This window comes from Streptomyces sp. DvalAA-43 (assembly GCF_900091725.1).
In the GTDB taxonomy this organism is placed as follows: domain Bacteria; phylum Actinomycetota; class Actinomycetes; order Streptomycetales; family Streptomycetaceae; genus Streptomyces; species Streptomyces pulveraceus.
Window position 1 is genome coordinate 398955 of the sequence record NZ_FMBW01000030.1, and the last position, 22983, is coordinate 421937.

Genomic DNA, 22983 nt, shown 5'->3' on the forward strand with positions numbered 1-22983 from the left:
CCGGACCGCCGTTGTCAGTGGCCGCGCCTAGAGTTCCGGTCATGGCGACGCTCCCGAATCCGCTCCCGTCCCTGGCCACGTCAGGGCTCCAACTCCCGCCCGGCTCACTGGTGGACGCCACGATCGACGGCACCTGGCACGAACCGCTGCTCTGGTGCGCCGACGAGCCCGCGTCCCCCGGGACGTGGGCCGCGCTGCGCGCCGCCGGGCGGCCGGTCGGGCTGCTCCCCGTGCTGATCGACGGCGGCCGGCACGACCAGTGGCCCGACGACTGGGACCTGATCCCGGACAGCACGACGTACCCCGGCGACCACGACGCCGAGGAAGTGCTCACCGAGTACTGGCACGACTGCGCGCCCGAGGAACTCGACGCCGCCGAGGGCGACTGGCCGGGCCTCGCGCCCGTCCCGGCCGCCGAGGGGCAGAGCTCCCCGGACGACCTGGCGGCCGAGATCGTCGACGAGTACGTCGGGCCGGGCGACTGGTACCCCGGCGCACGGATGGCGCTCGTCCCGGCCCGGCGCAGCGCCGACATACCGGCGGCGATCGGCTGGTCGGGGCCGGTCAACTTCGAGGACGACACGGCCCGTCTCTCCGCCGTGCTCCGTTCCTGGGAGGACCGCTTCGGCATACGGGTGGTGATGCTCGGCTTCGACACCCTGACCGTCTCGGTCGGGCGGCCGCCCACCACCCTCGCCGAGGCGCGCGCGGTCGCCGCCGAGCACTTCGCGTTCTGCCCGGACAACATCGACCAGAACCCGCCGTACGACCTGGACGTCTACGCCGAGAAGAGCGTGCTGAACCAGGAGACCTGGTCGTTCTGGTGGGACTGAACCACCGGCCGGCGGAAAGACCCCCAGTCCCCCCGCCGGGCAGAAGGAACCCCCGGCCATGACACCTCCGGACGACGCGGACCCGGCACAACGCCTCATCGCCGAGTACCGCGCCCTGTCGGCAGACAGTGACAGGAAGCGCGAGATCATCGCCGAACTGGACGGCAACGCGGCCGCGCAGCCGTTCCTCGTCTCGGTGCTCGCCGACGCGGGCGAGTACGACCTCGCCCGCGTCGAGTGCGCCACGGTCCTGCGTCTGTGGCCCCCGGCCGACCCCGGCCTGCGCCACCGCGCGGGCAGAGCCCTGCTGGCCGCCCTGAACGACCCCGAGGAGGATCTCGTCCGCCAGTACGCGGCGATGGCGCTCGGCCCCTACGCCTCGGACGACCCGGCGGTCACCGAGGCCCTGATCGCCGCCGCAGGGGCCGGGGAGGACCCCCTCGTCCAGGCCTGCGCGAGGTCCGCCCTGGAAGAGGCGGGCCTCGCCTGAGCACACCCGCTCACAGCACCGGCCGACAAACCTGAGCCCGCCCGGTCACAGCACTGGCCGACATAGTCGGGTATGCCGGACTGTTCCTCCGGGAACGCCGTCCGGTACGAGTTCCCCCTCGTGCCGGACGGGGCCCGGGGACAACCGGATCACGATCCGGAACATCTTCTCTCACAAGCCCGCGCCACCGGTACGGGACGGTGAAACGAGGAGCTGGAGCATGGTCCGAAGCCCCATCCGCCCCAAGCGTCCCAAAGGCCCTGATCGCCCCACCCGCCATCGCAGGCTCCGTATCGACTACCCCCGCCGGGGGAAACGTACGTGGCGTCGCTGGGTGCCTTCGTGGCGGCAGGTGCTGAGCGGGGTCGTGCTCGGACTCGCCGCGCTGGCAGGCCTGTTCGCCGCGGTGTACGCGTCCGTCGACATCCCCGACGAGAACGCCGAGGCGGGCAGACAGGGCACCGTCTACTACTGGGCGGACGGCAGCCAACTGGTGAGCGTGGGTGCGGTCAACCGGCAGAACGTCACACTCGCCGACATACCCGGCTCGGTGGAGAACGCGGTCATCGCCGCCGAGAACGAGACCTTCTACTCCGACCCGGGGGTATCGGCGACGGGCATCGCCCGCGCGGCCATGAGCATGGTCTCGGGCGGTGAGACCCAGGGCGGCTCCACCATCACCCAGCAGTACGTGAAGAACACCTACCTCAGCCAGGAGCAGTCGGCCACCCGGAAGTTCAAGGAATTCTTCATCTCGCTGAAGCTGAACAACAAGCAGGGCAAGAAGGAGATCCTTCAGGGGTATCTGAACACCAGCTGGTTCGGCCGCGGCGCCTACGGCATCCAGGCGGCGGCGCACGCGTACTACGGAATCCCCGCGAAGGACCTCGACCCCAGCCAGGCGGCGCTGCTCGCGTCCCTGCTCAAGGGAGCGGAGCAGTACGACCCCGCGGGCGGCAAGGGCAACCACCAACGCGCCGTCGACCGCTGGGCGTGGATCCTCGACCGGCAGGTGGAGACCGGCATGATGACGAAGGCCGAGCGGTCCACGTACCGGAAGTTCCCCGAGCCGAACCCGGCCGCCAAGCCGACCAGCCTCGGCGGCCAGACCGGCTATCTCGTCGACATCGCCAACAAGTACATCAAGAAGCGGTCGGGCCTCACCGACAAGGACCTCTTCCGGGGCGGCTACCAGGTGCACACCACCTTCGAGAAGGCCAGGGTGGGGCAGCTGGAACGGGCCGTGCGGAGCGTGCGCGAGCGCGACCTCGACCCCAAGAAGCGCCGCGAGGACAAGTACGTCGAGGTCGGCGCCGCGTCCGTGCGGCCCGACGGGGCCGTGGTCGCGGTGTACGGCGGCGCCGACGCGATCACCCACTTCGCCAACAACGCCGACACCGCGGGCGTCCCCGTCGGCTCGGCCTTCAAGCCCTTCGTGCTGGCCGCGGCCCTTCAGCACGGCGACGGCATCACCCTGAACAGCGGCTACGACAACGGGGGGCTGCTGATCAAGGACGGCCCGTACGGGGTATCACCCCCGCTGTCGGGTGCCGGTCCCGGCGCGGCGATGGTCTCGGCGCCGACACCCCTGCGCGATGCGCTGGTCATGTCGTCCAACGCCACCTTCTCGCTGCTCGGCAGGGACATCGGGCTGAAGAAGGTGAAGGAGCTGGCGGTGTCGGCCGGGCTGCACGAGGAGAGCCTGGCCCGTCTGGACAAGTCCTTCCCCCTCGGCACGTCCACACCGAGCGCGGTCAGGATGGCGGACGCGTACACCGCCTTCAGCAACGACGGCATGCGGGCCGAGCCCTACTCGGTGACCGGGATGACCCGCGACGGCGAGACGGTCGAGGGCTTCGGGAAGCCCGAGCCGCAGCGTGCGATGGACGCCTCGGTGGCCAACGATGTGAACAAGACCCTGGGGATGCTGGCCTGGACGCGGCTGGGGCAGGACGGGAAGTTCGCCACGCCCGAGACTGCCGACGACCTCTCGGCGGGCGCGACCAGCGAGGACGACCGGATGAAGTCGGCCTGGTTCATCGGCCACGCCAAGGGGCTGACCACGGCCGTCACGATGTTCCGCAACAAGCCGGGCACGCCTCAACTGCTGGGAATGCAGGGGGTGGGCGGACCCGACTCGGGGCGCGGCAACGTCTTCCCGCTCCGGATCTGGAACGCCTACGCCTTGGGGAAGTAGGCCCACGGGCCAGGGGCCGGCAACGGCGTGGGGCCAAGAACTGACAACCGGACAGGGCAGCACTCCGCGCATTGGTCTTGACCAATATCCTATTGTGTGAAGAGTATGGGCCGAATCCGCCACGGAACCTTTACAAGCACCTCCGCTGGAGAAACACGCCCCATGCGCATATCCGCAACCGCCGCCGCTGCCACCGCAGTGCTCGGCGGAGCCCTCGTCCTCGGCCTCACGGCCGTCCCCGCCGCCCAGGCCACGCCCCGCGCCGACGCGGCGGGCTGCACCACCGACGCCTTCGGAATCGCCGGAAAGTACGGCGAGTTCGTCCTCGGTGACGATGTCCACTCCCCCGACGCGGAAGGCGCCGTGGCCGTCGGCGGCAACGCCGACTTCCGCGGCGGCTTCAGCGTCGCCAACGAACTCTCGGCCGCGGAGGTCGACGCCCTGCCGGGCCGCGCCTCGCTCGTCGTCCGGGGCGATCTGCTCAACGGCAGCTCGGTCACCGCCGTGATGAAGGGCAACGCGGCCGTCGGCGGCAAGGTCAGCGACCGCGCCCTCGAAATGCACTCCGGCAGCTTCGGCCAGAACGCCGGACTGATCGACTTCGACGCCGAGTTCACCAAGCTCAGGGCCTACTCCTCCGCCCTGGCGAAGGAACCGGCGACCACCGGCACCGAAGTCGAGCTGAGCGGCAGCAAGCTCACCCTGGAGGGCGGGAACACCACCCGCAACGTCTTCAAGGTGACGGCCGATCAGCTGGAGCAGGCCAAGGACATCTACCTCAGGGTCCCCGCGGGCGCCACCGCGGTCGTCAACGTCAGCGGCGAGACCTACGACATGGCCAAGGCCGGCACCACCGGCTTCTTCCTCTCCGGCGGCCAGGACTACGTACTGGACGACAAGCTCCAGAGCGCCTCCGACGGCAAGGTCCGCGCCCGCCTGCTGTGGAACTTCCCCGAGGCCCGCACGGTCACCAAGAGCAGCCAGGCCGCCTGGCCCGGCAGCGTGCTGGCCCCCGGGGCCCACCTGGAGCTGGGCACCGGCGCCCCGGTCAACGGCTCGGTGTGGGTCGCCTCGCTGCACGGCTCGGGCGGCGCGGAGACGCACCACTTCCCCTTCACCGGCTGCCTCCCGGAGCCCGGCAAGACCCCGCCGCCCACCACCCCGACCCCGGGCAACACCCCCGGCACCACCCCGCCGGTGACCGGCACGCCCTCCACCCCGGCGAGCACACCGCCGGCGAGCGGCACCCCGTCCGGCAGCCCGTCCGAGTCCGCGCCCGCCACCCCGGCCCCGTCGCAGAGCACGACGCCCGGCGGCAAGGACGGTGACCTGGCCTCCACCGGCAGCAGCGGCACCATCCCGCTGGTCATCGGCACCGCCGCGGTACTCGCCGCGGGCACCGGCCTGGTCGTGGTGGCCCGCCGCCGCTCCAAGCGAGCCTGACCGACCAAACGTTCAGGGCCTGTCCGTCCCCGGCCGGGGACGGACAGGCCCTGAACAACGGCGAACGGCCCGATTGGCCCTGATGGCCCTGATGGCCCGCTCAGCCGGGCAGGCCCTCGGGCGCCCCCGCCCACTCCCGCAGCAGCCTCTCCCGCTCCGCGCCCCGAGGCGTCGTGCCCCCGGACGCGCGGCCCCACTCCGACATCGCGGCCAGCGTCGTCGACATCGTCGCGGCGCCCTCCGTGAGACGGGCCAGGAGAGCACGGGAGAGGTCGATCTCGGTCTGCGGGTAGCCGTTGGCCGCGGCGACGTACGCCGTCGGCTCGTACGTACCACCGGACGACTCCACTCGCACCGTCATCAGCGCCGAGGCCTCGTCCACCCGGCCCGGCCCCATGGGCAGAACCAGGTTCACCACCAGGCCCACAGCCACGTCCTTGACCGCGCCGACCTGCCGCTTCAAGGACTTCACGGGAAGGTCCGTCACCGTGAGGGCCCGTACGTCCTCCCACAGATAGAGGCCGGACTGCCCGTCGCCCAGGGCCACCACGCCCTCGGGCGTCAGTCGCACCCCGGGCCCCGAACCGGACGGCTTCGCGCCCACGTACACGTCGCCCTCGGCGATCCAGAACAGGCCCACCATGGCCACGACTCGCTCATTTCTCCCAAGGGCGGCACGCCGCCACACCCAACACCGAACACCGACCGGCCAGGGGCCCCGCGCACGCCCCCGCACCCGTCCCTACGCCTGGGACCGCCGCAGCCGCTGCGCGACCTCCGTCGCCCAGTACGTCAGAATCATCTGCGCCCCGGCCCGGCGGATCCCGGTCAGGCTCTCCAGGATGGCCGCCTCCCGGTCGATCCAGCCCTTCTCCGCGGCCGCCTCGATCATCGAGTACTCCCCACTGATCTGGTATGCGGCGACCGGCACGTCCGTCGCGTCGGCGACCTTCGCGAGGATGTCGAGGTACGGCCCGGCCGGCTTGACCATGACCATGTCGGCGCCCTCCGCCAGGTCGAGCGCCAGCTCGCGCAGCGACTCACGGGCGTTCGCCGGGTCCTGCTGGTACGTCTTGCGGTCGCCCCTGAGCGAGGAGCCGACCGCCTCGCGGAACGGCCCGAAGAACGCCGAGGAGTACTTCACGGTGTAGGCGAGGATCGAGACGTCCTCGTGGCCCGTCTGGTCGAGCGCGTCGCGGATGACACCGACCTGGCCGTCCATCATGCCGCTGGGGCCCACCACATGGGCGCCCGCGTCGGCCTGGACCTGGGCCATCTCGGCGTACCGCTCCAGCGTCGCGTCGTTGTCGACCCGGCCGTCCTCGGTCAGCACACCGCAGTGGCCGTGGTCGGTGTACTCGTCCAGGCACAGGTCCGACATGATGACGAGATCGTCGCCGACCTCCGCGCGCACCGCCCGCAGCCCGGCCTGGAGGATGCCGTCCGGGTCGGTGCCCGCCGTGCCCCGGGCGTCCTTCTTCTCCTCCTCGGGGACACCGAAGAGCATGATCCCGGAGACCCCGGCCGACACCGCCTCGACGGCGGCCTTCCGCAGGGTGTCCAGGGTGTGCTGCTGCACGCCGGGCATGGCCGAGATGGCGACCGGGGCGTCGATGCCCTCGCGCACGAACGCGGGCAGGATCAGATCCGCCGGGTCGAGCCGTGTCTCGGCGACCATCCGCCGCATCGTCGGGGTCGTCCGCAGCCGCCGGGGGCGGGAGCCGGGGAAGTTTCCGTACACAGTCATCCTTCGAGATTAGACCCGCACACATCACCGTCTTACCGACACCTGTGCCGGGAAAAGACCGCGAAACGGGCCAGGAAACGGGCAGCGGCCCAGCCGCCGAAGCAAACGCGCAGAGGCCCGGCTGCCGAAGCAACCGGGCCCCTCACACACTCCGGAACACGCTCGAACGCGCGGCTCAGGTCGTCGTACGGCGCCGCCGCGCACCGGGACGCCGCTCGCTCGGCCGCGTCACCGGATCACCGGCCTCCTTCGCCGACTCCCGGCGCCGCGCGCCGAACTCGGCCAGCGCCTCGGCCAGCTTGTGCACCGACGGCTCCGGGGAGAGGACGTCGACACGGAGTCCGTGCTCCTCGGCGGTCTTCGCCGTCGCCGGGCCGATACACGCGATGACCGTCACGTTGTGCGGCTTGCCCGCGATGCCGACCAGGTTCCGCACGGTCGACGACGAGGTGAAGAGCACCGCGTCGAAACCGCCGCCCTTGATGGCCTCACGCGTGTCGGCCGGCGGCGGCGAGGCGCGGACCGTGCGGTACGCGGTGACGTCGTCGACCTCCCAGCCCAGCTCGATGAGCCCGGCCACCAGCGTCTCGGTGGCGATGTCGGCACGCGGCAGGAACACCCGGTCGATCGGGTCGAAGACCGGGTCGTACGGCGGCCAGTCCTCCAGCAGCCCGGCGGCGGACTGCTCGCCCGACGGCACCAGGTCCGGCTTCACACCGAAGTCGACCAGCGCGGCGGCGGTCTGCTCACCGACGGCCGCGACCTTGATCCCCGCGAAGGCACGGGCGTCGAGCCCGTACTCCTCGAACTTCTCCCGGACGGCCTTCACGGCATTGACGCTGGTGAAGGCGATCCACTCGTAACGGCCCGTGACCAGCCCCTTGACCGCGCGCTCCATCTGCTGGGGCGTACGGGGCGGCTCGACGGCGATCGTCGGGACCTCGTGCGGCACCGCGCCGTAGGAACGAAGCTGGTCGGAGAGCGACGCGGCCTGCTCCTTCGTACGCGGAACGAGCACCTTCCAGCCGAACAGCGGCTTGGACTCGAACCACGCGAGCTGGTCGCGCTGGGCGGCGGAGCTGCGCTCACCGACCACGGCTATGACGGGCCGGTGCCCCTCCGGCGACGGCAGCACCTTCGCCTGCTTCAGGACCTGGGCGATCGTCCCGAGAGTCGCCGTCCAGGTGCGCTGGCGGGTCGTCGTACCGGCGACCGTCACGGTCAGCGGGGTGTCGGGCTTGCGGCCCGCCGAGACCAGCTCCCCGGCGGCCGAGGCCACCGCGTCGAGCGTCGTCGAGATGACGGCCGTGGCATCGCTGGCACCGACCTCGGTCCAGCAGCGGTCGGAGGCGGTACGCGCGTCGACGAACCTGACGTCCGCGCCCTGCGCGTCACGCAGCGGCACACCGGCGTACGCGGGCACACCCACGACGTTGGCGATGCCCGGCACGACCTCGAAGGGAATGCCGGCGGCTGCGCAGGCGAGCATCTCGGCACCGGCGTCACCGTCCAGTCCCGGGTCGCCCGCGACGGCACGGACGACCCGCCTGCCGCCCCTCACTGCCTCCATGACAAGATTGGCCGCATCCCTGAGAACGGGAACACCGGCGGCTGCTGACTGCGCGTCAACAACCGTCAGCTCGGGCGTGCTTACGCTTGCCCGCGCATGGCAGCGAACGACGCCGAGGACGTCCGGCTCGGCGACAAGGACGTCCGCGCTCGCAAGCGCCTCGACGGCGCGCAGAGTCAGCAGTCCCGGGTCGCCGGGACCGGCGCCGAGGAAGGTGACGTGCCCTTGTGCGGACAGGGCCGGAAAGTCGGATGCGGCGGGGCCGGTGGGGCTCAAAGTGCTCGCTCCCCCATAAGACCGGCCGCACCCTTGGCGAGCATCTCGGACGCGAGCTCGCGACCGAGGGCCGCCGCGTCGTCCTGCGACGTGGGAACGGGACCGGTGGTGGACAGCTGCACCAGCGAGGAACCGTCGGTGGTACCGACGACACCGCGCAGGCGCAGTTCGTTGACAACCTGTCCGTCGACCAAGAGGTCGGCCAGCGCACCCACAGGTGCGGAGCAACCGGCCTCCAGGGCGGCGAGCAGGGCACGTTCGGCGGTCACGGCGGCCCGGGTGACCGGGTCGTCGAGCTCCGCGAGCGCGGCGGCGAGGTCGGCGCTGCTCGCAGCGCACTCGATCGCCAGTGCTCCCTGGCCGGGAGCGGGCAGGACGGTGTCGACCGACAGGAAGTCGGTCACCTCACCGCTCCGGCCGAGACGGCTGAGCCCGGCCGCGGCGAGTACCACCGCGTCCAGCTCACCGCTTCGGACAAATCCGATACGCGTATCGACGTTCCCCCGGATCGGCACGGTCTCGATGTCGAGGCCGTGACTGCGGGCGTACGCGTTGAGCTGCGCCATGCGGCGCGGCGAGCCGGTACCGATGCGGGCACCGGACGGCAGCTGCCCGAAGGTCAGCCCGTCCCGCGCCACCAGTACGTCGCGCGGGTCCTCGCGCACCGGCACCGCGGCCAGCACGAGGCCCTCGGGCTGCGCGGTCGGCAGGTCCTTGAGCGAGTGGACGGCGAAGTCCACCTCGCCGCGCAGCAGCGCGTCGCGCAGCGCCGCGACGAACACACCGGTGCCGCCGATCTGCGCGAGGTGCTCCCGCGAGGTGTCGCCGTACGTGGTGATCTCGACGAGCTCGACGGCGCGCCCGGTCACCTCGCTGACCGCGTCGGCGATGAGGCCGGACTGCGCCATGGCGAGCTTGCTGCGCCGGGTGCCCAGCCTCAGCGGCTTGTCGGCGCCCGCGCCCAGGGGTGAGTTGTCGGTCATGACCGCCCTCTATTCGGGTCGTTCAGGTCTGCCCGGGAGACGGCGGCCACCGTCTGCGGGTCGAGGTCGAAGAGTTCCCGCAGCGCATCGGCGTACCCGGCGCCGCCGGGCTCGCTGGCGAGCTGCTTGACCCGCACGGTGGGCGCGTGCAGGAGCTTGTCGACGACGCGGCGCACGGTCTGCGAGATCTCGGCGCGCTGCTTCTCGTCCAGGTCGGGGAGGCGTCCGTCGAGCCGCGCGATCTCGCCCGCGACCACGCCGGCGGCCATCGTGCGCAGCGCGACGACGGTCGGGGTGATGTGGGCGGCGCGCTGGGCGGCGCCGAAGGCGGCGACCTCGTCGGAGACGATGGTGCGCACCTGGTCCACATCGGCGGCCATCGGGGCGTCCGCCGACGCCTCCGCGAGCGACTCGATGTCGACGAGGCGCACACCGTCGAGGCGGGCCGTCCCGCCGTCGATGTCGCGCGGCATGGCGAGGTCGAGCAGGGCCAGGCGCACGGGGCCGCTGCTTTGCGCGGGCACGGTGGCCCGGCGGACGGCTTGGCGGACCGTGCCGGTGCTGCCGTTCTCCACCCAGGCGGCGTGCCGGTCGACGTCGGCGGGGGCGGGCGGCGCGGGCGCGGCGGGCGTCTCGACGGCGTCGTCGACGGTCAGGCCGAGCGCCTCGGCGACGGCCTCGGCGGTCAGCACCAGACCGGTCGCGCCGGTGCACGAGACGACGACGTCGGCACGTGTCAGTTCGTCGCGGACCGCGGCCATCTCCACGGCGCGGGCGGCCACGCCCGTACCTCCGGGCTGGGCCAGGATCTCGACGAGCCGGTCGGCGCGGGCCCGGGTCCGGTTGGCGACGACGATCTCGGCGACACCGGTGCGGGCCAGGGTGGCGGCGGCGAGCGAGGACATCGAGCCCGCGCCGATCACCAGGGCGCGCTTGCCGCGTGCCCAGTCGGCGACGTCCGCACCGGCCGCGAGCTGTTCCAGGCCGAAGGTGACGAGCGACTGCCCGGCCCGGTCGATCCCGGTCTCGCTGTGGGCCCGCTTGCCGACCCGCAGGGCCTGCTGGAAGAGGTCGTTCAGCAGCCGGCCCGCGGTGTGGAGCTCCTGCCCCAGCGCCAGCGCGTCCTTGATCTGGCCGAGGATCTGGCCCTCGCCGACGACCATCGAGTCCAGCCCGCACGCCACCGAGAAGAGGTGGTGGACGGCCCGGTCCTCGTAGTGCACATAGAGATACGGAGTGAGCTCGTCCAGCCCGACACCGCTGTGCTGGGCGAGGAGCGTGGACAGCTCGGCGACGCCCGCGTGGAACTTGTCCACGTCGGCGTACAGCTCGATGCGGTTGCAGGTGGCCAGCACGGCGGCCTCGACCGCGGGCTCCGCGGCGAGGGTGTCCTGGAGCAGCTTGGCCTGGGTGTCGGCGGCCAGCGAGGCCCGCTCCAGCACGGAGACCGGGGCGCTGCGGTGGCTCAGCCCTACGACGAGAAGACTCATGCGGGCATCACGGCGGGCATGTCCCCGTCGGGTCCCTTCCGTCCGGCGGAGGCCGAGCGCACCGGGGGCGCGGCCGGGTCCGGGGCGTTCTCGGAGGTGTCCTCGCCGGCCTTGCGCTGCTCGTGGAAGGCGAGGATCTGGAGCTCGATGGAGAGGTCGACCTTGCGGACGTCGACGCCGTCGGGCACGGAGAGCACGGTCGGCGCGAAGTTCAGGATGGAGGTGACGCCCGCGGCGACGAGCCGGTCGCAGACCTGCTGCGCGGCACCGGCCGGGGTCGAGATGACACCGATCGACACACCGTTGTCGCTGACGATCCGCTCCAGTTCGTCGGCGTGCTGGACGGGGATCCCGGCGACCGGCGTTCCGGCCATCGCGGGGTCGGCGTCGATCAGCGCGGCGACCCGGAAACCGCGGGAGGCGAAGCCGCCGTAGTTGGCGAGCGCGGCGCCGAGGTTACCGATCCCGACGATCACGACCGGCCAGTCCTGGGTGAGCCCGAGTTCGCGGGAGATCTGGTAGACGAGATACTCGACGTCGTAGCCGACACCGCGCGTCCCGTACGAGCCGAGGTAGCTGAAGTCCTTGCGGAGCTTGGCGGAGTTGACCCCCGCCGCCGCGGCGAGCTCCTCGGACGAGACCGTGGGTACCGAGCGCTCGGAGAGCGCGGTCAGTGCGCGCAGGTACAGCGGAAGTCGGGCGACGGTGGCCTCGGGAATTCCTCGGCTACGGGTCGCCGGTCGGTGAGTTCGGCCAGTTGCCACGGTGCTCCTGCGGGATGAGCGGGGCTGCAGGCGGCCGTATTTCCCAGGACCGCCCCGTCGAATGCAGGCTATGTCTTTGTGAACGCGTGCACAAAGATAGTGTCCGTTTTGTCCGGTCAAAGTGACCGGGGTCACGCACATTCGTCGTGCGATCCCGGAACCAAGGATCGCATCAGCCCGTTGCGGGCCCGAAGGGGGCAAAGCGGAACACACTCCTCACAACCACTCCCCCGAGAGCACTCAAAACGCCCACGATGGTAACCGGCTTTCACTCACGCCCGCAGTGCCCCGCGCAGCCTCGCCGGATCCACCCGCCAGAACGTGTGCTGCTCGTCGTCGATCAGCACCACCGGAATCTGCTCCCAGTACTCCCGGTACAGCTCCTCGTCCCGGGAGATGTCCTTCTCCTCCCAGGACGCACCGGTCTCCTCGCACACCTCCCGCACCACCTGCCTCGCGTCGTCACAGAGGTGACATCCGGGCTTCCCGATCAGGGTCACCACGCGTTCCGCGGGCGTCTTCTTCGTACGTCGAAACAGGGCACTCATACCTTTATTCTGCGCCGGGAGGGAAGCTGTTCCGCCCTTGAGCCGGTACGCCCGCAATCACCCGTTCAACAAACCGGCAGCCGAGAGTTCACGCCGTGTCATCCCGGCAGGTCGGGAACGGCCGAACCGACTGGTTATGCTCACCGCATGGCCGCTCTTGGATGGCTCACCCCCCGTAGGCGCCCCGCGACAGCACGGAGTGTGCTGGCCGGCGAGGCGGCAGCTGAGGCAGCGCGGAAGTCCACCCTCCCCGACGATCAGTCGCCCGGCACCGCGCAGGACACCGCCGCGCAGGACACCGCCGTGCAGACGAAGACCGAGGAAGCGCCCTTCCCCGTGGTCGGCGACGACCGGGCCGCCGCCTTCTTCGACCTGGACAACACCGTCATGCAGGGCGCGGCGATCTTCCACTTCGGCCGGGGCCTGTACAAGCGGAAGTTCTTCCAGCGCCGCGAGCTGACCCGGTTCGCCTGGCAGCAGGCCTGGTTCAGACTGGCGGGCGTCGAGGACCCGGAGCACATGCAGGACGCCCGCGACAGCGCCCTGTCCATCGTCAAGGGCCACCGCGTCTCGGAGCTGATGTCCATCGGCGAGGAGATCTACGACGAGTACATGGCCGACCGGATCTGGCCCGGCACCCGCGCCCTCGCCCAGGCCCACCTCGACGCCGGACAGCGCGTCTGGCTGGTCACCGCGGCCCCGGTGGAGACCGCCACGATCATCGCCCGCCGGCTCGGCCTGACCGGCGCGCTCGGCACGGTCGCCGAATCCGTCGGCGGCATCTACACCGGCCGCCTGGTCGGCGAGCCGCTGCACGGCCCCGCGAAGGCCGAGGCGGTCCGCGCCCTGGCCGCCGCCGAGGGCCTGGACCTTGACCGCTGCGCGGCGTACAGCGATTCGCACAACGACATCCCGATGCTGTCCCTGGTCGGACACCCGTACGCGATCAACCCCGACGCCAAGCTCCGCAAGCACGCCCGCGCGCTCGACTGGCGGCTGCGGGACTACCGGACGGGCCGCAAGGCGGCCAGGGTCGGCATCCCGGCCGCGGCCGGCGTGGGCGCGATCGCGGGCGGCACCGCGGCCGCCGTCGCCCTGCACCGCCGCCGGCGCTGACGCCGCCCCGCGCGGGTCCCGGCGGGCCACGCCCGGACCCGCGCGGCCGATCGGAACCCCTTACCCACCGGCCCCTCCGGCCAGTCGTCCCGCTCGCACACGGCCACAACCCGTCGCCCCGGCAGACAGATCACAAAGTAATTCGATCAATAAGTGGTCACGATGTGCTACTTGAAGTGTCGTTTAGTCGCTACAGAAGCGACGTAATCGATGATTTGAGCAACTGGGTGTAGCACTGCCTGTACGAAGCGTTATTCTCCTCAGACGCATTCCGGAACCCACCACTCACTACGACGAGTGACGGTTTCGCACTGCACGTGATGGAAGCTCTGCCTCTGGGAGTCCCGTGTACCCACACGTCGGGGTTGACGCCTCGGGCCTGGCTACGCTGCGCGCATCGGTCGCCGACCGCTTGCGCGGCTTCGTCCCCACCGCGTACGCCGTACCCGCATTTGCCACCCCTGCACCTGCCGGCCCCTGCTACGCCCTGGCCGAACGCAGTGCGGCGGTCGGAAGACGCAGCAACCGCGGCTCAACGACCACGTCCACCGTTCGTCGGCCCACCGCCGACAGCGACAGCGCGCGCATGATGGATCTCGTCGAGCGCGCACAGGCCGGCGAGGCCGACGCCTTCGGCCGCCTCTACGACCAGTACAGCGACACCGTCTACCGCTACATCTACTACCGCGTCGGCGGCAAGGCCACGGCGGAGGATCTCACGAGCGAGACCTTCCTGCGCGCCCTGCGCCGCATCTCCACCTTCACCTGGCAGGGCCGCGACTTCGGCGCCTGGCTGGTCACCATCGCCCGCAACCTGGTCGCCGACCACTTCAAGTCCAGCCGCTTCCGGCTGGAAGTGACCACCGGCGAAATGCTCGACGCCAACGAAGTCGAACGCAGCCCCGAGGACTCCGTCCTGGAGTCCCTCTCCAACGCCGCGCTCCTACAGGCCGTGCGACGGCTCAACCCCCAGCAGCAGGAGTGCGTGACCCTGCGCTTCCTGCAAGGTCTCTCGGTCGCCGAGACCGCCCGGGTCATGGGCAAGAACGAGGGCGCGATCAAGACCCTTCAGTACCGAGCCGTCCGCACGCTGGCCCGGCTCCTCCCGGACGATGCCCGCTGACCCCACCCCCGGCCGAATCACTCTCGGCGACACGTCGCTCACGCACTGGTCCGATCATCCTTCGTGCGTAACCCAAGTGCCGCGCCCCTCGTTGTGCCGGTTGCAGGCCCCCTGTCGTCACCCCATGTCCGCCGACACTCACTCATTCGTGTGGAAGCGCTCAAGGTGTGCAACCTTCCGGACCCCCAGGGGAGTCGACCGTCATGACGAGAGGAGGTGCCGCCAGTGATCGCAAACGTCTCGGCACACCGGCGGGCGAACGCCTTCGCCCAGGCCCTGGAGGAGCAGTCGCTCCGCGGTTCGGCGGCCGAACAGCCCGAGGACCCGGCCGAACCGGCCGACCACGGATCGCTGTTGGCCCTGGCGAACGGCCTCGGCGAGCTACCGCGGCCGGAGTTGGATCCCGAGGTCAAAGTGGTGCAGCGAGCCCAGCTCGTCGCCGCCATGGAGGCCATGCTCACCGAGGGAGGCGCGTCCGCGGGCCCTACGGTGCCCGAACAGCGCACCAAGGGAGCCCACCGGGCCTCCCCGCTCCGGAAATTGCGTCCGCGTTCACGCTGGACGAAGGGCCTCGCGGCCGGCGGGCTCACCGTCGGTGTGGCGGCGGGCGCCTTCGGCGGAGTGGCCGCTGCCAGTTCCGACGCCCTCCCGGGTGATTCGCTGTACGGGCTCAAGCGCGGCATGGAGGACATCCACCTCGGCATGGCCAGCGGCGACGCCGACCGCGGCGAGGCCTACCTCGACCAGGCGTCCACCCGGCTCAGCGAGGCCCGCCGGCTGATGGAGCGCGCCCGCTCCGGCGCCCTGGACCACGAGCAGCTCGGCGAGGTCAGGCGCACGCTCAACGGCATGACGCACGACGCCAGCGAGGGCCACCGCCTGCTCCACTCCGCCTACCAGCAGAACGGAGCCATCGGCCCCATCCAGACCCTGGACTCCTTCTCCCGCTCGCACCGCGAGAGCTGGAGCAGCCTCCGCGACCGGCTGCCCGTCCAGCTGACGGACATCGGCAACCAGGTCAGCTCGGTCTTCGACGCCATAGACGAAGAGGTACAGCCCCTTCAGTCGCTGTTCCCCCGCACCCCCGGCAGCGGCGGCGCCCAGCAGTCGGACACCGCGCGACGGGGCACCGAGCCGTCCCGCAAGGCACCCGCGGCCCCCGCCTCACCGCAGGCCCCGCACAGCCGTACGGGCGACAGCGCCTCGCCCCACCCGTCGGGACCGGACAGCACCCCGGCCGACGGCCTGATCGGCGGCGGCACGGGCGGCCTCCTCGGCACCCCGCCCCCGGGCACCGACCCGTCCGCCGACGGCCGGGCCACCACCCCGCCCGACCCGGACGTCACCCTCCCACCGCTCCTCCCCGGCCTCCTCCCGGGCCTGGGAATCAACGGCGAGGACCTGAACGACTAGCGCCACCTCGTACGGGTGGGGGGCGGGCTCATGGCGAGCCCGCCCCCCCATCCGCGTACCGCACGCGCCTCGGAAGAACACCCTTCAGAAGAACACCGACCTCCGCTGCACCAGCAGCCGGTACAGCGTGTGCTGGATCTGCTCCCGCACCTGGTCCGTCAGGTTGAACATCAGCATCGGGTCCTCCGCCGCCTCCACCGGATACCCGCTCGTGGAGATCGGCTCCCCGAACTGGATCGTCCACTTCGTCGGCAGCGGCACCGCCCCGAGCGGCCCCAGCCAGGGAAACGTCGGCGTGATCGGGAAGTACGGAAACCCCAGCAGCCGCGCCAGTGTCTTCGAGTTGCCGATCATCGGGTAGATCTCCTCCGCCCCCACGATCGAGCACGGAATGATCGGCACCCCGGCCCGCAGCGCCGTGGACACGAAGCCGCCCCGCCCGAAGCGCTGCAATTTGTACCGCTCCCCGAACGGCTTCCCGATGCCCTTGAACCCCTCCGGCATCACCCCGACGACCTCGCCCCGCCGGAGCAGCCGCTCGGCGTCCTCCGCACAGGCCAGCGTGTGCCCGGCCTTGCGGGCCAGCTCGTTCACCACCGGCAGCATGAAGACCAGATCGGCGGCGAGCAGCCGCAGATGACGGCCCGCCGGATGGTTGTCGTGCACGGCGACCTGGAGCATCAGCCCGTCGAGCGGCAGCGTCCCCGAATGGTTGGACACGATCAGCGCCCCGCCTTCGGAAGGGATGTTCTCGATGCCCTTCACCTCGACCCGGAAGTACTTCTCGTACACCGGCCGCAGCATCGACATCAGGACCTGATCGGTCAGCTCCTCGTCGTACCCGAACTCGTCGACGTCGTACTCGCCCGTGACCCGCCGCCGCAGGAACGCCAGCCCGCCGGCGATCCGCCGGTCCCAGCCACCGGGCCCGCCCCCCTCCCCGGGCCGCTCGGGCTCCTCCTGCGGCTTCGAGGCGTCCTGCTGCCCCGGAAGCGCGCTCACGGCCGCGGTCCCCACCGCGGAGGCCGCAGTGGGCCCCCGGCCGCTCCCCGCGGACCGGCGCCGTGCGGGACGCGCCGAACCGCCCGCCCGCGAACGGTCGTCGTCGAACGGAATGACCTTGGCATCCGCCATCGTCGATGCGCTCCTCTACCTGGCGCTGGGGGACGGCTCGGTGTCGCCGGCCCCGGTGATCCCCAGAACATCGCCGCCCGCCCCGGCGAACGGTACGGCGGCCAGTCTGTCGACCGCCCTGCCCACCGCCTCGGGCGGCATCAGTCCGGGCCCCTGACTGCGCGCGAACTCCGCGAACGTCTCCGCGGTACCGAACCGGGGGTGGAAGCCGAGGGTCTCGCGCATCTGGACGGTCGAGACCACCCGGCCATGGGTGAGCAGCCGGATCTGCTCCGGCGAGAAGTCCGTCATGCCGACCGTACGCAGCGCCTGGCCGACCCAGGTGACCGCGGGCAGCAGCAACGGCACCGTCGGCCGTCCCAGCCGCCGCGAGCACTGCGAGAGCAGCAGCACCCCGTCCCCGGCGATATTGAACGTGCCGCTGTTCAGCGTCCCGCGCCCCGGCTCGCCCGACGCGACACCCAGTACGTCGACGACATCGTCCTCGTGCACGAACTGGAGCCTCGGGTCGTACCCGAACACCGTCGGCAGCACGGGCAGCGACAGATAGTCCGCGAGCGGCGAATCGGCCCGCGGCCCCAGGATGTTCGCGAACCTGAGCACGCACACGGCCACGTCCGGACGGCGGCGCGCGAAGCCCCGTACGTACCCCTCGACCTCCACCACGTCCTTGGCGAAGCCGCCGCTGGGCAGGGACTTGGGCGGGGTCGTCTCGGTGAAGACCGCCGGATCGCGGGGCGCCGAGCCGTACACGTTCGTACTCGACTTGACCACCAGCCGCCGCACGCTCGGCGCCTTCTGGCAGGCACCGAGCAGCTGCATGGTGCCGATGACGTTGGTCTCCTTGACCGTCGTCCGGCCACCCGTGCCGACCGCCTTCGCCGAGACGTCCAGGTGCACCACCGTGTCGACGGAGTGCTCGGCGAGAACTCTGGCGATCGCCGGCTGCCGGATGTCCGCCGTCACGAAATCGGCGCCGCCCAGGCTGTGTCCGGGCGCGACCGCGTCGACGGCGATCACCCTGTCCACGCCCGGATCACGCTGGATGCGCCGCACGAAACGGCCCCCCAGCTGCCGGGCCGCTCCCGTGACCAGCACGACCTTCCCCAAGATCAGCGCCTTCCGTCGAAAGGTTTCCCTGGCCGTCACCGTAGCGGGTGGATGTTGCCCTGTGACGACCGCGCGGCGGCCTTCTCCCGAGTCTTTGGCCCGAATGCCCTCCGGTACGGATACCGGTGGCCGCCCCCGCAACGCGCCGCAGCCCTCCCGCCGGATCGGCGGGAGGGCTGCGGATTCACGAACTGCGTTCGCTTACTTCTTGTTGCGACGCTGAACGCGCGTGCGCTTGAGCAGCTTGCGGTGCTTCTTCTTGGCCATCCGCTTGCGCCGCTTCTTGATAACAGAGCCCACGACTACCCTCGCTCACTTCTTCTTCACTGGTGCGGGGCGTCTGGGCCCACACGACCTACGTCGGCCTAGCCTACCCGCCAGCGCGTGAGGGGCGTAATCCGAGGTGAACCTCAGGCGGACTCCACCCCCACGAAGGACTCGCGGAGATACTCGTGAACCGCTTGCTCCGGTACCCGGAAGGACCTGCCCACCCGGATCGCCGGCAGATGACCGCTGTGCACCAAGCGGTACACGGTCATCTTCGACACTCTCATGACCGAGGCGACTTCCGCCACGGTCAGAAACTTGACCTCGTTGAGAGGCCTCTCGCTGCCAGCAGCCATGACCCACCTGTACCTTCCGCACGAGACGCGCACCGGCTTCCCCTCCGGTGACTCTTCGTCGTTGTGCGCTCACTGCCCAGGTTAGGGGCGGGTGATGCGAGTGGGGAAGAGGGGAGACGATCGCCCGCCTACCGTGACAGAAACGCCCGATTGAGTACATAGCGAGTGAGCGGACGATAGTAGGCGGACGGCACGGCGTCATCGAGCGGCACGGCCACCGACACCCGCCCCTCGGCCTCCCCGACGAAGAGCGCGGGGTCGTCCGTATCGGCGAGACCGATCGCCTCGATCCCCAGCTGACCTGCCCCGCAGACCCATCCGTGGTCCCCGACGACCAGCTCCGGCAGCCGCCCGCGGCCCTCCGCGGCCGCCTCCAGGGCGACCCTGACCGGCAGCGGGGAATGGGTATGTGCGCCGGTGTCACCACCGGCGGCCCGCACGCCGGGTTCGCGCACCATCGCGACTCCCCGTACGTAATCGAGGCTGCACGTGCGTACGCCGAACCGGGTCGTTATGTCGATACATCTCCCCTGCGCGGGGGTGAGTACACAGCACCCGGCCGCCGACATGCCGTCTGCCAGCGCTGCGTAGAAACCGAGCAGCCGGTGTGGATGACCGGTCCCGAACAGCACCGGCGCCCGGCGGACCGCGGCATGCGCCAGCCGCTCGGCGAAAGCGTCCAGACCCGCCAGGGTCCGCTCCGGATCGATCACATCGGGCCCCGAGACATGAGCGGGATCGTCCGAGACCCCGCACCTGTCGGCCATCAGCCGGAGCAGATCACGTTCTTCCCAGCCCCGCCCGGGGTCGAGCCCGAGCGTCACCCGGGGGTCCCTGGCCGCGAAGAGCCGGTAGCTCCGCAGACTCGCTTCCCGCGAGGTGGCCACGGGTCCGGCCAGCCGGGCCGCCAGCAGATGCGCGCGCAGCGCTCCGGTGCTCAACACTCCACCGATGCTCCCCCAACCACCCGGACGGGGGGCCGGAAGCCGGATTACGCCCCACAGTTGGCGCAACCATTACGCGCCACCGCACGGAAACGTCCACGCCATGACCGCCCCCGCCCGGCTCAGGTCAGCAGGCCCCGCAAGGGGAACGCCGCCCGCCGCGTCGCCAGCACCGCCTGGTCCAGCCGGTCCGCGGGGTCGTACCCCTCCTCCCACGGCTTCCAGGAAGGAGTACGGCCGTCCGTCATCCGGGCCGGCCCCAGCTGCCGGGTCCGGGCGTAGACCTCGTCCCGCCACGACGACGGGATCACCGACTCCGGGTCCACCGGAGCATGCGCGGCGATCCCCACCAGATGCGTCCAGGAGCGCGGCACCACATCGACCACCGCGTACCCGCCCCCGCCGAGGGCCACCCAGCGCCCGCCCTCCGCGTGCTCATGGGCCAGGTCGTGACAGGCCGCCATCACCGCGCGCTGCGCGTCCAGCGACACCGCGAGATGGGCGAGCGGATCCTCGAAGTGCGTATCGGCCCCGTGCTGGCTCACCAGCACCTGCGGCCGGAAGTCCGCGAGCAGCTCCGGCACCACCGCGTGGAAGGCCCGCAGCCACCCCGCGTCCCCCGTACCGGCCGGCAGCGCCAGATTCACCGCACTGCCCTCGCCCGCCCCGGAACCGGTCTCCTCCGGCCAGCCGGTCTGCGGGAAGAGCGTCCGCGGGTGCTCGTGCAGCGAGATGGTCAGCACCCGGGGGTCCTCCCAGAACGCCGCCTGCACCCCGTCGCCGTGGTGCACGTCCACATCGACGTACGCGATCCGCTCGGCGCCCAGCTCCAGCATCCTCGCGATGGCGAGGGCCGGATCGTTGTAGACGCAGAAGCCCGCCGCACCGCCCGGCATGGCGTGGTGCAGCCCGCCCGCGAAGTTCACGGCGTGCGTGGTGTCCCCGCGCCACACCGCCTCGGCCGCCGCCACCGACTGCCCGGCGATGAGCGCCGACGCCTCGTGCATCCCGGCGAACGCGGGGTCGTCCACCGTCCCGAGCCCGTAGCGCTGGTCGGCCCGCTTCGGATCCGCCGAGGCGGCACGCACCGCGGCCACGTAGTCCTCGCGGTGCACCAGCCGCAGCGTGGAGTCCCCGGCGGGCTTGGCCGCCACCACGTCCACCGCGCCGTCGAGCCCGAAGGCCCGGACCAGCCCCATCGTCAGGGCGAGCCTGACGGGGTCCATCGGGTGGCTCTCCCCGAAGTCGTATCCCGTTACTGCGTCATCCCACATCAACTGTGTGCGGCCGCTCATGCCCGCCACCGTATCGGGCGTTCTCCGCGCCGAACGACTTGGCGTACACCAGCATCGCGAGCACCAGCGCCATCGGTACGAGCATCGCCCCCCGGTAGCTCCAGGCGTCCCCGAGCGCCCCCACCAACGGCGATCCCACCAGGAATCCCACGTAGTTGAAGACATTCAGCCGCGCGATGGCCGTGTCGCTCGCCCCGGGGAACATCCGCCCGGCGGCGGCGAACGTCTGCGGCACGATCACACAGAGCCCGAGCCCCAGCATGGTGAACCCGAGCATCCCGGTCCACGCCCCACCGGCCAGCGCCACCACACCGAACCCGGCGGCGGCCAGCACGCTCCCGCCCCGCACCACGGCCACCGCCCCGAACCGCCGCACCCCGAGGTCCCCGACGGCCCGCCCCAGCAGCGTCGTCACCATGTAGACGTTGTACGGAACGGTCGACAGCTGCTCCGAGCTCCCCAGCACGTCCTGCAGATACTTCGCACTCCAGTTGGAGACCGTCGAGTCCCCGATGTACGCGAAGCTCATCACCAGACAGAGCGGCATCAGCAACTTGAAGGAGACCGAGGCCGCGACCCCCTTGCCCGGGGCCTCCCCGAGGTCGGCGTCCACCGACGCGCCCTCGGCGTACCACCGGCTCCCGATGAACGCGACGGGCAGCAGCACGACGACCGCGGGCAGATAGGAGACCATCAGCGAGAGGTCCCAGTGCGCCCCGGCCCAGGCCATGGACGCCCCGGCGATCCCGCCCAGGCTGTAAGCGGCGTGGAAGCCGAGCATGATGGAACGCCCGTAGGCCCGCTGGAGGCTGACTCCCATCATGTTCATGGAGGCGTCGAGCGCCCCGACGGACAGCCCGAACACGCCCAGCGCCAGGGCCGCTTCCCAGACCGCGTTCCCGGCCCCGGCGCCGAGCAGCGCAAGCATCACGACGGGCTGGGCCCAGCGCAGCACGACCCCGGGCCGCACCCGCACGACCAGCTTCTCGGTGGCCACGCTGCCCACCCCGGCCAGGATGGGCACCGCCGCCAGGAAGACGGGCAACAGCCCGTCGGATATCCCGTACCGGTCCTGGATGGCGGGAATCCGCGTCACCAGCAGAGCGAAGGTGACTCCCTGGACGAAGAAACTCAGCGTGAGGGAGGCCCTGCCGTGCCGCAAACGAGCATCTGTCATGGCCGCGAGCGTAAGGCCAGTCTCTACCGGTGGGTAGATGGATCAGGCGAGCAATTCCCGGAGTTGGCTCATGTCGGAGAAGTGCCCGGTCACCCCGGCGAGCCTGTCCGCCGGCATCATCGACGTAAACCCGTACACATCCATACCCGCGGCCCTGGCCGCCTCCACTCCGAGCGGGCTGTCCTCGATGACGACGCACCGCTCGGGGGCAACGCCCATCCGCTCGGCGGCGAGCAGGAACAGATCGGGCGCCGGCTTTCCGTGCCCCACGTCCTCCGCGCTGAAGATCCACTCTTCCTCGAACCACTGGTCGAGCCCGGTCTTGCGATGCCCGACCCGGATCCGCTCATGGCTTCCGGAGGACGCGACGCAGTACGGAATTCCGTCGGCGACAAGCTTCGCCAGCACGTCCTCGACGCCCGGCACGGGCTCCAGCTCCCGCTCGAACCCGGCGAAGATCCGCGAGTGCAGCGTCGCGTCGAAGTCCGCAGGCAGTTTCTCCCCGGTCCTCTCCTCGACGAGGTCGTGCACCCGGTGCACGGCGGCCCCCATGTAGTCCCGAAGACTCTCCTGGTACGTGGTGGGGTGACCGAGCTCCGTGAGGTACTCGGCCAGGATGGTGTTGGAGATCGGCTCGCTGTCCACGAGCACACCGTCGTTGTCGAAGATGACCAGTTCGTAGCGCATGGTTCGAGACTAGACGCTCA

At 71.0% G+C, this 22983-nt stretch carries 22 protein-coding genes; 7 read left to right on the forward strand and 15 right to left on the reverse strand.

Annotated features, from left to right (window positions below; all coding sequences use genetic code 11):
- Positions 1 to 41 precede the first annotated feature (41 nt).
- From GA0115234_RS07830 to GA0115234_RS07845, 4 genes are all read left to right on the forward strand, one after another.
- Complete coding sequence (locus GA0115234_RS07830) at positions 42 to 833, forward strand: DUF4253 domain-containing protein (protein ID WP_093540108.1); 792 nt, start codon at positions 42 to 44, stop codon at positions 831 to 833.
- 58 nt (positions 834 to 891) lie between these two features.
- Positions 892 to 1323 (forward strand): hypothetical protein, encoded by a 432-nt coding sequence (locus tag GA0115234_RS07835; RefSeq protein WP_093540109.1) that lies wholly within the window; start codon positions 892 to 894, stop codon positions 1321 to 1323.
- Positions 1324 to 1657: 334 nt separating this feature from the next.
- A complete protein-coding gene (locus tag GA0115234_RS07840) occupies positions 1658 to 3520 on the forward strand; it encodes a transglycosylase domain-containing protein (RefSeq protein ID WP_256088665.1) in 1863 nt (620 codons plus the stop codon).
- 162 nt (positions 3521 to 3682) lie between these two features.
- Entirely contained in the window at positions 3683 to 4963 is a 1281-nt protein-coding gene (locus GA0115234_RS07845; RefSeq protein WP_093540111.1) for a choice-of-anchor A family protein, read from the forward strand.
- Positions 4964 to 5063: 100 nt separating this feature from the next.
- On the opposite strand, the gene GA0115234_RS07850 is transcribed toward GA0115234_RS07845, so the two are convergent.
- The 7 genes from GA0115234_RS07850 to GA0115234_RS07880 form a co-directional block, all read right to left on the reverse strand.
- Positions 5064 to 5606 (reverse strand): hypothetical protein, encoded by a 543-nt coding sequence (locus GA0115234_RS07850; RefSeq protein WP_202553492.1) that lies wholly within the window; start codon positions 5604 to 5606, stop codon positions 5064 to 5066.
- A 99-nt stretch (positions 5607 to 5705) separates the two neighbouring features.
- Entirely contained in the window at positions 5706 to 6710 is a 1005-nt protein-coding gene (gene hemB, locus GA0115234_RS07855) for a porphobilinogen synthase (RefSeq protein WP_176729100.1), read from the reverse strand.
- A gap of 175 nt (positions 6711 to 6885) precedes the next feature.
- On the reverse strand, positions 6886 to 8556 hold the full coding sequence (locus GA0115234_RS07860) for a uroporphyrinogen-III synthase (protein WP_093540114.1): 1671 nt from the start codon (positions 8554 to 8556) through the stop codon (positions 6886 to 6888).
- Positions 8553 to 9539 (reverse strand): hydroxymethylbilane synthase, encoded by a 987-nt coding sequence (gene hemC, locus GA0115234_RS07865; RefSeq protein WP_093540115.1) that lies wholly within the window; start codon positions 9537 to 9539, stop codon positions 8553 to 8555. Before hemC ends, GA0115234_RS07860 begins: the two co-directional genes overlap by 4 nt.
- Positions 9536 to 11029, reverse strand: coding sequence for a glutamyl-tRNA reductase (locus GA0115234_RS07870; RefSeq protein WP_093540116.1), 1494 nt, complete (start codon positions 11027 to 11029; stop codon positions 9536 to 9538). The genes hemC and GA0115234_RS07870 overlap by 4 nt, the downstream gene beginning before the upstream one ends.
- Entirely contained in the window at positions 11026 to 11793 is a 768-nt protein-coding gene (locus GA0115234_RS07875; RefSeq protein ID WP_093540117.1) for a redox-sensing transcriptional repressor Rex, read from the reverse strand. The genes GA0115234_RS07870 and GA0115234_RS07875 overlap by 4 nt, the downstream gene beginning before the upstream one ends.
- A 272-nt stretch (positions 11794 to 12065) precedes the next feature.
- Positions 12066 to 12341: a glutaredoxin family protein gene (locus GA0115234_RS07880; protein ID WP_093540118.1), complete on the reverse strand. Its 276-nt coding sequence runs from the start codon at positions 12339 to 12341 to the stop codon at positions 12066 to 12068.
- A 147-nt stretch (positions 12342 to 12488) separates the two neighbouring features.
- Here GA0115234_RS07880 and GA0115234_RS07885 point away from each other — a divergent pair, with 147 nt between their 5' ends.
- The 3 genes from GA0115234_RS07885 to GA0115234_RS07895 all read left to right on the forward strand — a co-directional run bounded on the left by GA0115234_RS07885 (position 12489) and on the right by GA0115234_RS07895 (position 15993).
- A complete protein-coding gene (locus tag GA0115234_RS07885; RefSeq protein WP_093540119.1) occupies positions 12489 to 13457 on the forward strand; it encodes an HAD family hydrolase in 969 nt (322 codons plus the stop codon).
- A gap of 346 nt (positions 13458 to 13803) precedes the next feature.
- Entirely contained in the window at positions 13804 to 14580 is a 777-nt protein-coding gene (locus tag GA0115234_RS07890) for an ECF subfamily RNA polymerase sigma factor, BldN family (RefSeq protein ID WP_093540120.1), read from the forward strand.
- A gap of 225 nt (positions 14581 to 14805) precedes the next feature.
- Entirely contained in the window at positions 14806 to 15993 is a 1188-nt protein-coding gene (locus GA0115234_RS07895; protein WP_093540121.1) for a DUF5667 domain-containing protein, read from the forward strand.
- An 84-nt stretch (positions 15994 to 16077) separates the two neighbouring features.
- Here the strand turns inward: GA0115234_RS07895 and GA0115234_RS07900 are convergent, their stop codons facing one another.
- The 8 genes from GA0115234_RS07900 to GA0115234_RS07935 form a co-directional block, all read right to left on the reverse strand.
- Positions 16078 to 17127 (reverse strand): lysophospholipid acyltransferase family protein, encoded by a 1050-nt coding sequence (locus GA0115234_RS07900; protein WP_093540122.1) that lies wholly within the window; start codon positions 17125 to 17127, stop codon positions 16078 to 16080.
- 15 nt (positions 17128 to 17142) lie between these two features.
- Positions 17143 to 18237, reverse strand: a complete 1095-nt coding sequence (locus GA0115234_RS07905) for an NAD-dependent epimerase/dehydratase family protein (protein WP_093540123.1) — start codon at positions 18235 to 18237, stop codon at positions 17143 to 17145.
- Positions 18238 to 18438: 201 nt separating this feature from the next.
- Positions 18439 to 18537 (reverse strand): 30S ribosomal protein bS22, encoded by a 99-nt coding sequence (locus GA0115234_RS07910; RefSeq protein WP_003948845.1) that lies wholly within the window; start codon positions 18535 to 18537, stop codon positions 18439 to 18441.
- Positions 18538 to 18647: 110 nt separating this feature from the next.
- Positions 18648 to 18860: a helix-turn-helix domain-containing protein gene (locus GA0115234_RS07915; protein ID WP_014046653.1), complete on the reverse strand. Its 213-nt coding sequence runs from the start codon at positions 18858 to 18860 to the stop codon at positions 18648 to 18650.
- 128 nt (positions 18861 to 18988) lie between these two features.
- Complete coding sequence (locus tag GA0115234_RS07920; protein ID WP_093540124.1) at positions 18989 to 19804, reverse strand: phosphatase; 816 nt, start codon at positions 19802 to 19804, stop codon at positions 18989 to 18991.
- Positions 19805 to 19926: 122 nt separating this feature from the next.
- Positions 19927 to 21099 (reverse strand): acetoin utilization protein AcuC, encoded by a 1173-nt coding sequence (locus GA0115234_RS07925; RefSeq protein ID WP_093540172.1) that lies wholly within the window; start codon positions 21097 to 21099, stop codon positions 19927 to 19929.
- Positions 21068 to 22276 (reverse strand): MFS transporter, encoded by a 1209-nt coding sequence (locus tag GA0115234_RS07930; protein ID WP_176729101.1) that lies wholly within the window; start codon positions 22274 to 22276, stop codon positions 21068 to 21070. Before GA0115234_RS07930 ends, GA0115234_RS07925 begins: the two co-directional genes overlap by 32 nt.
- Before the next feature lie 42 nt (positions 22277 to 22318).
- Positions 22319 to 22963 carry an HAD family hydrolase gene (locus GA0115234_RS07935; protein ID WP_093540126.1) on the reverse strand — a complete coding sequence of 215 codons (645 nt, stop codon included), beginning with the start codon at positions 22961 to 22963 and terminating at the stop codon, positions 22319 to 22321.
- Positions 22964 to 22983 lie beyond the last annotated feature (20 nt).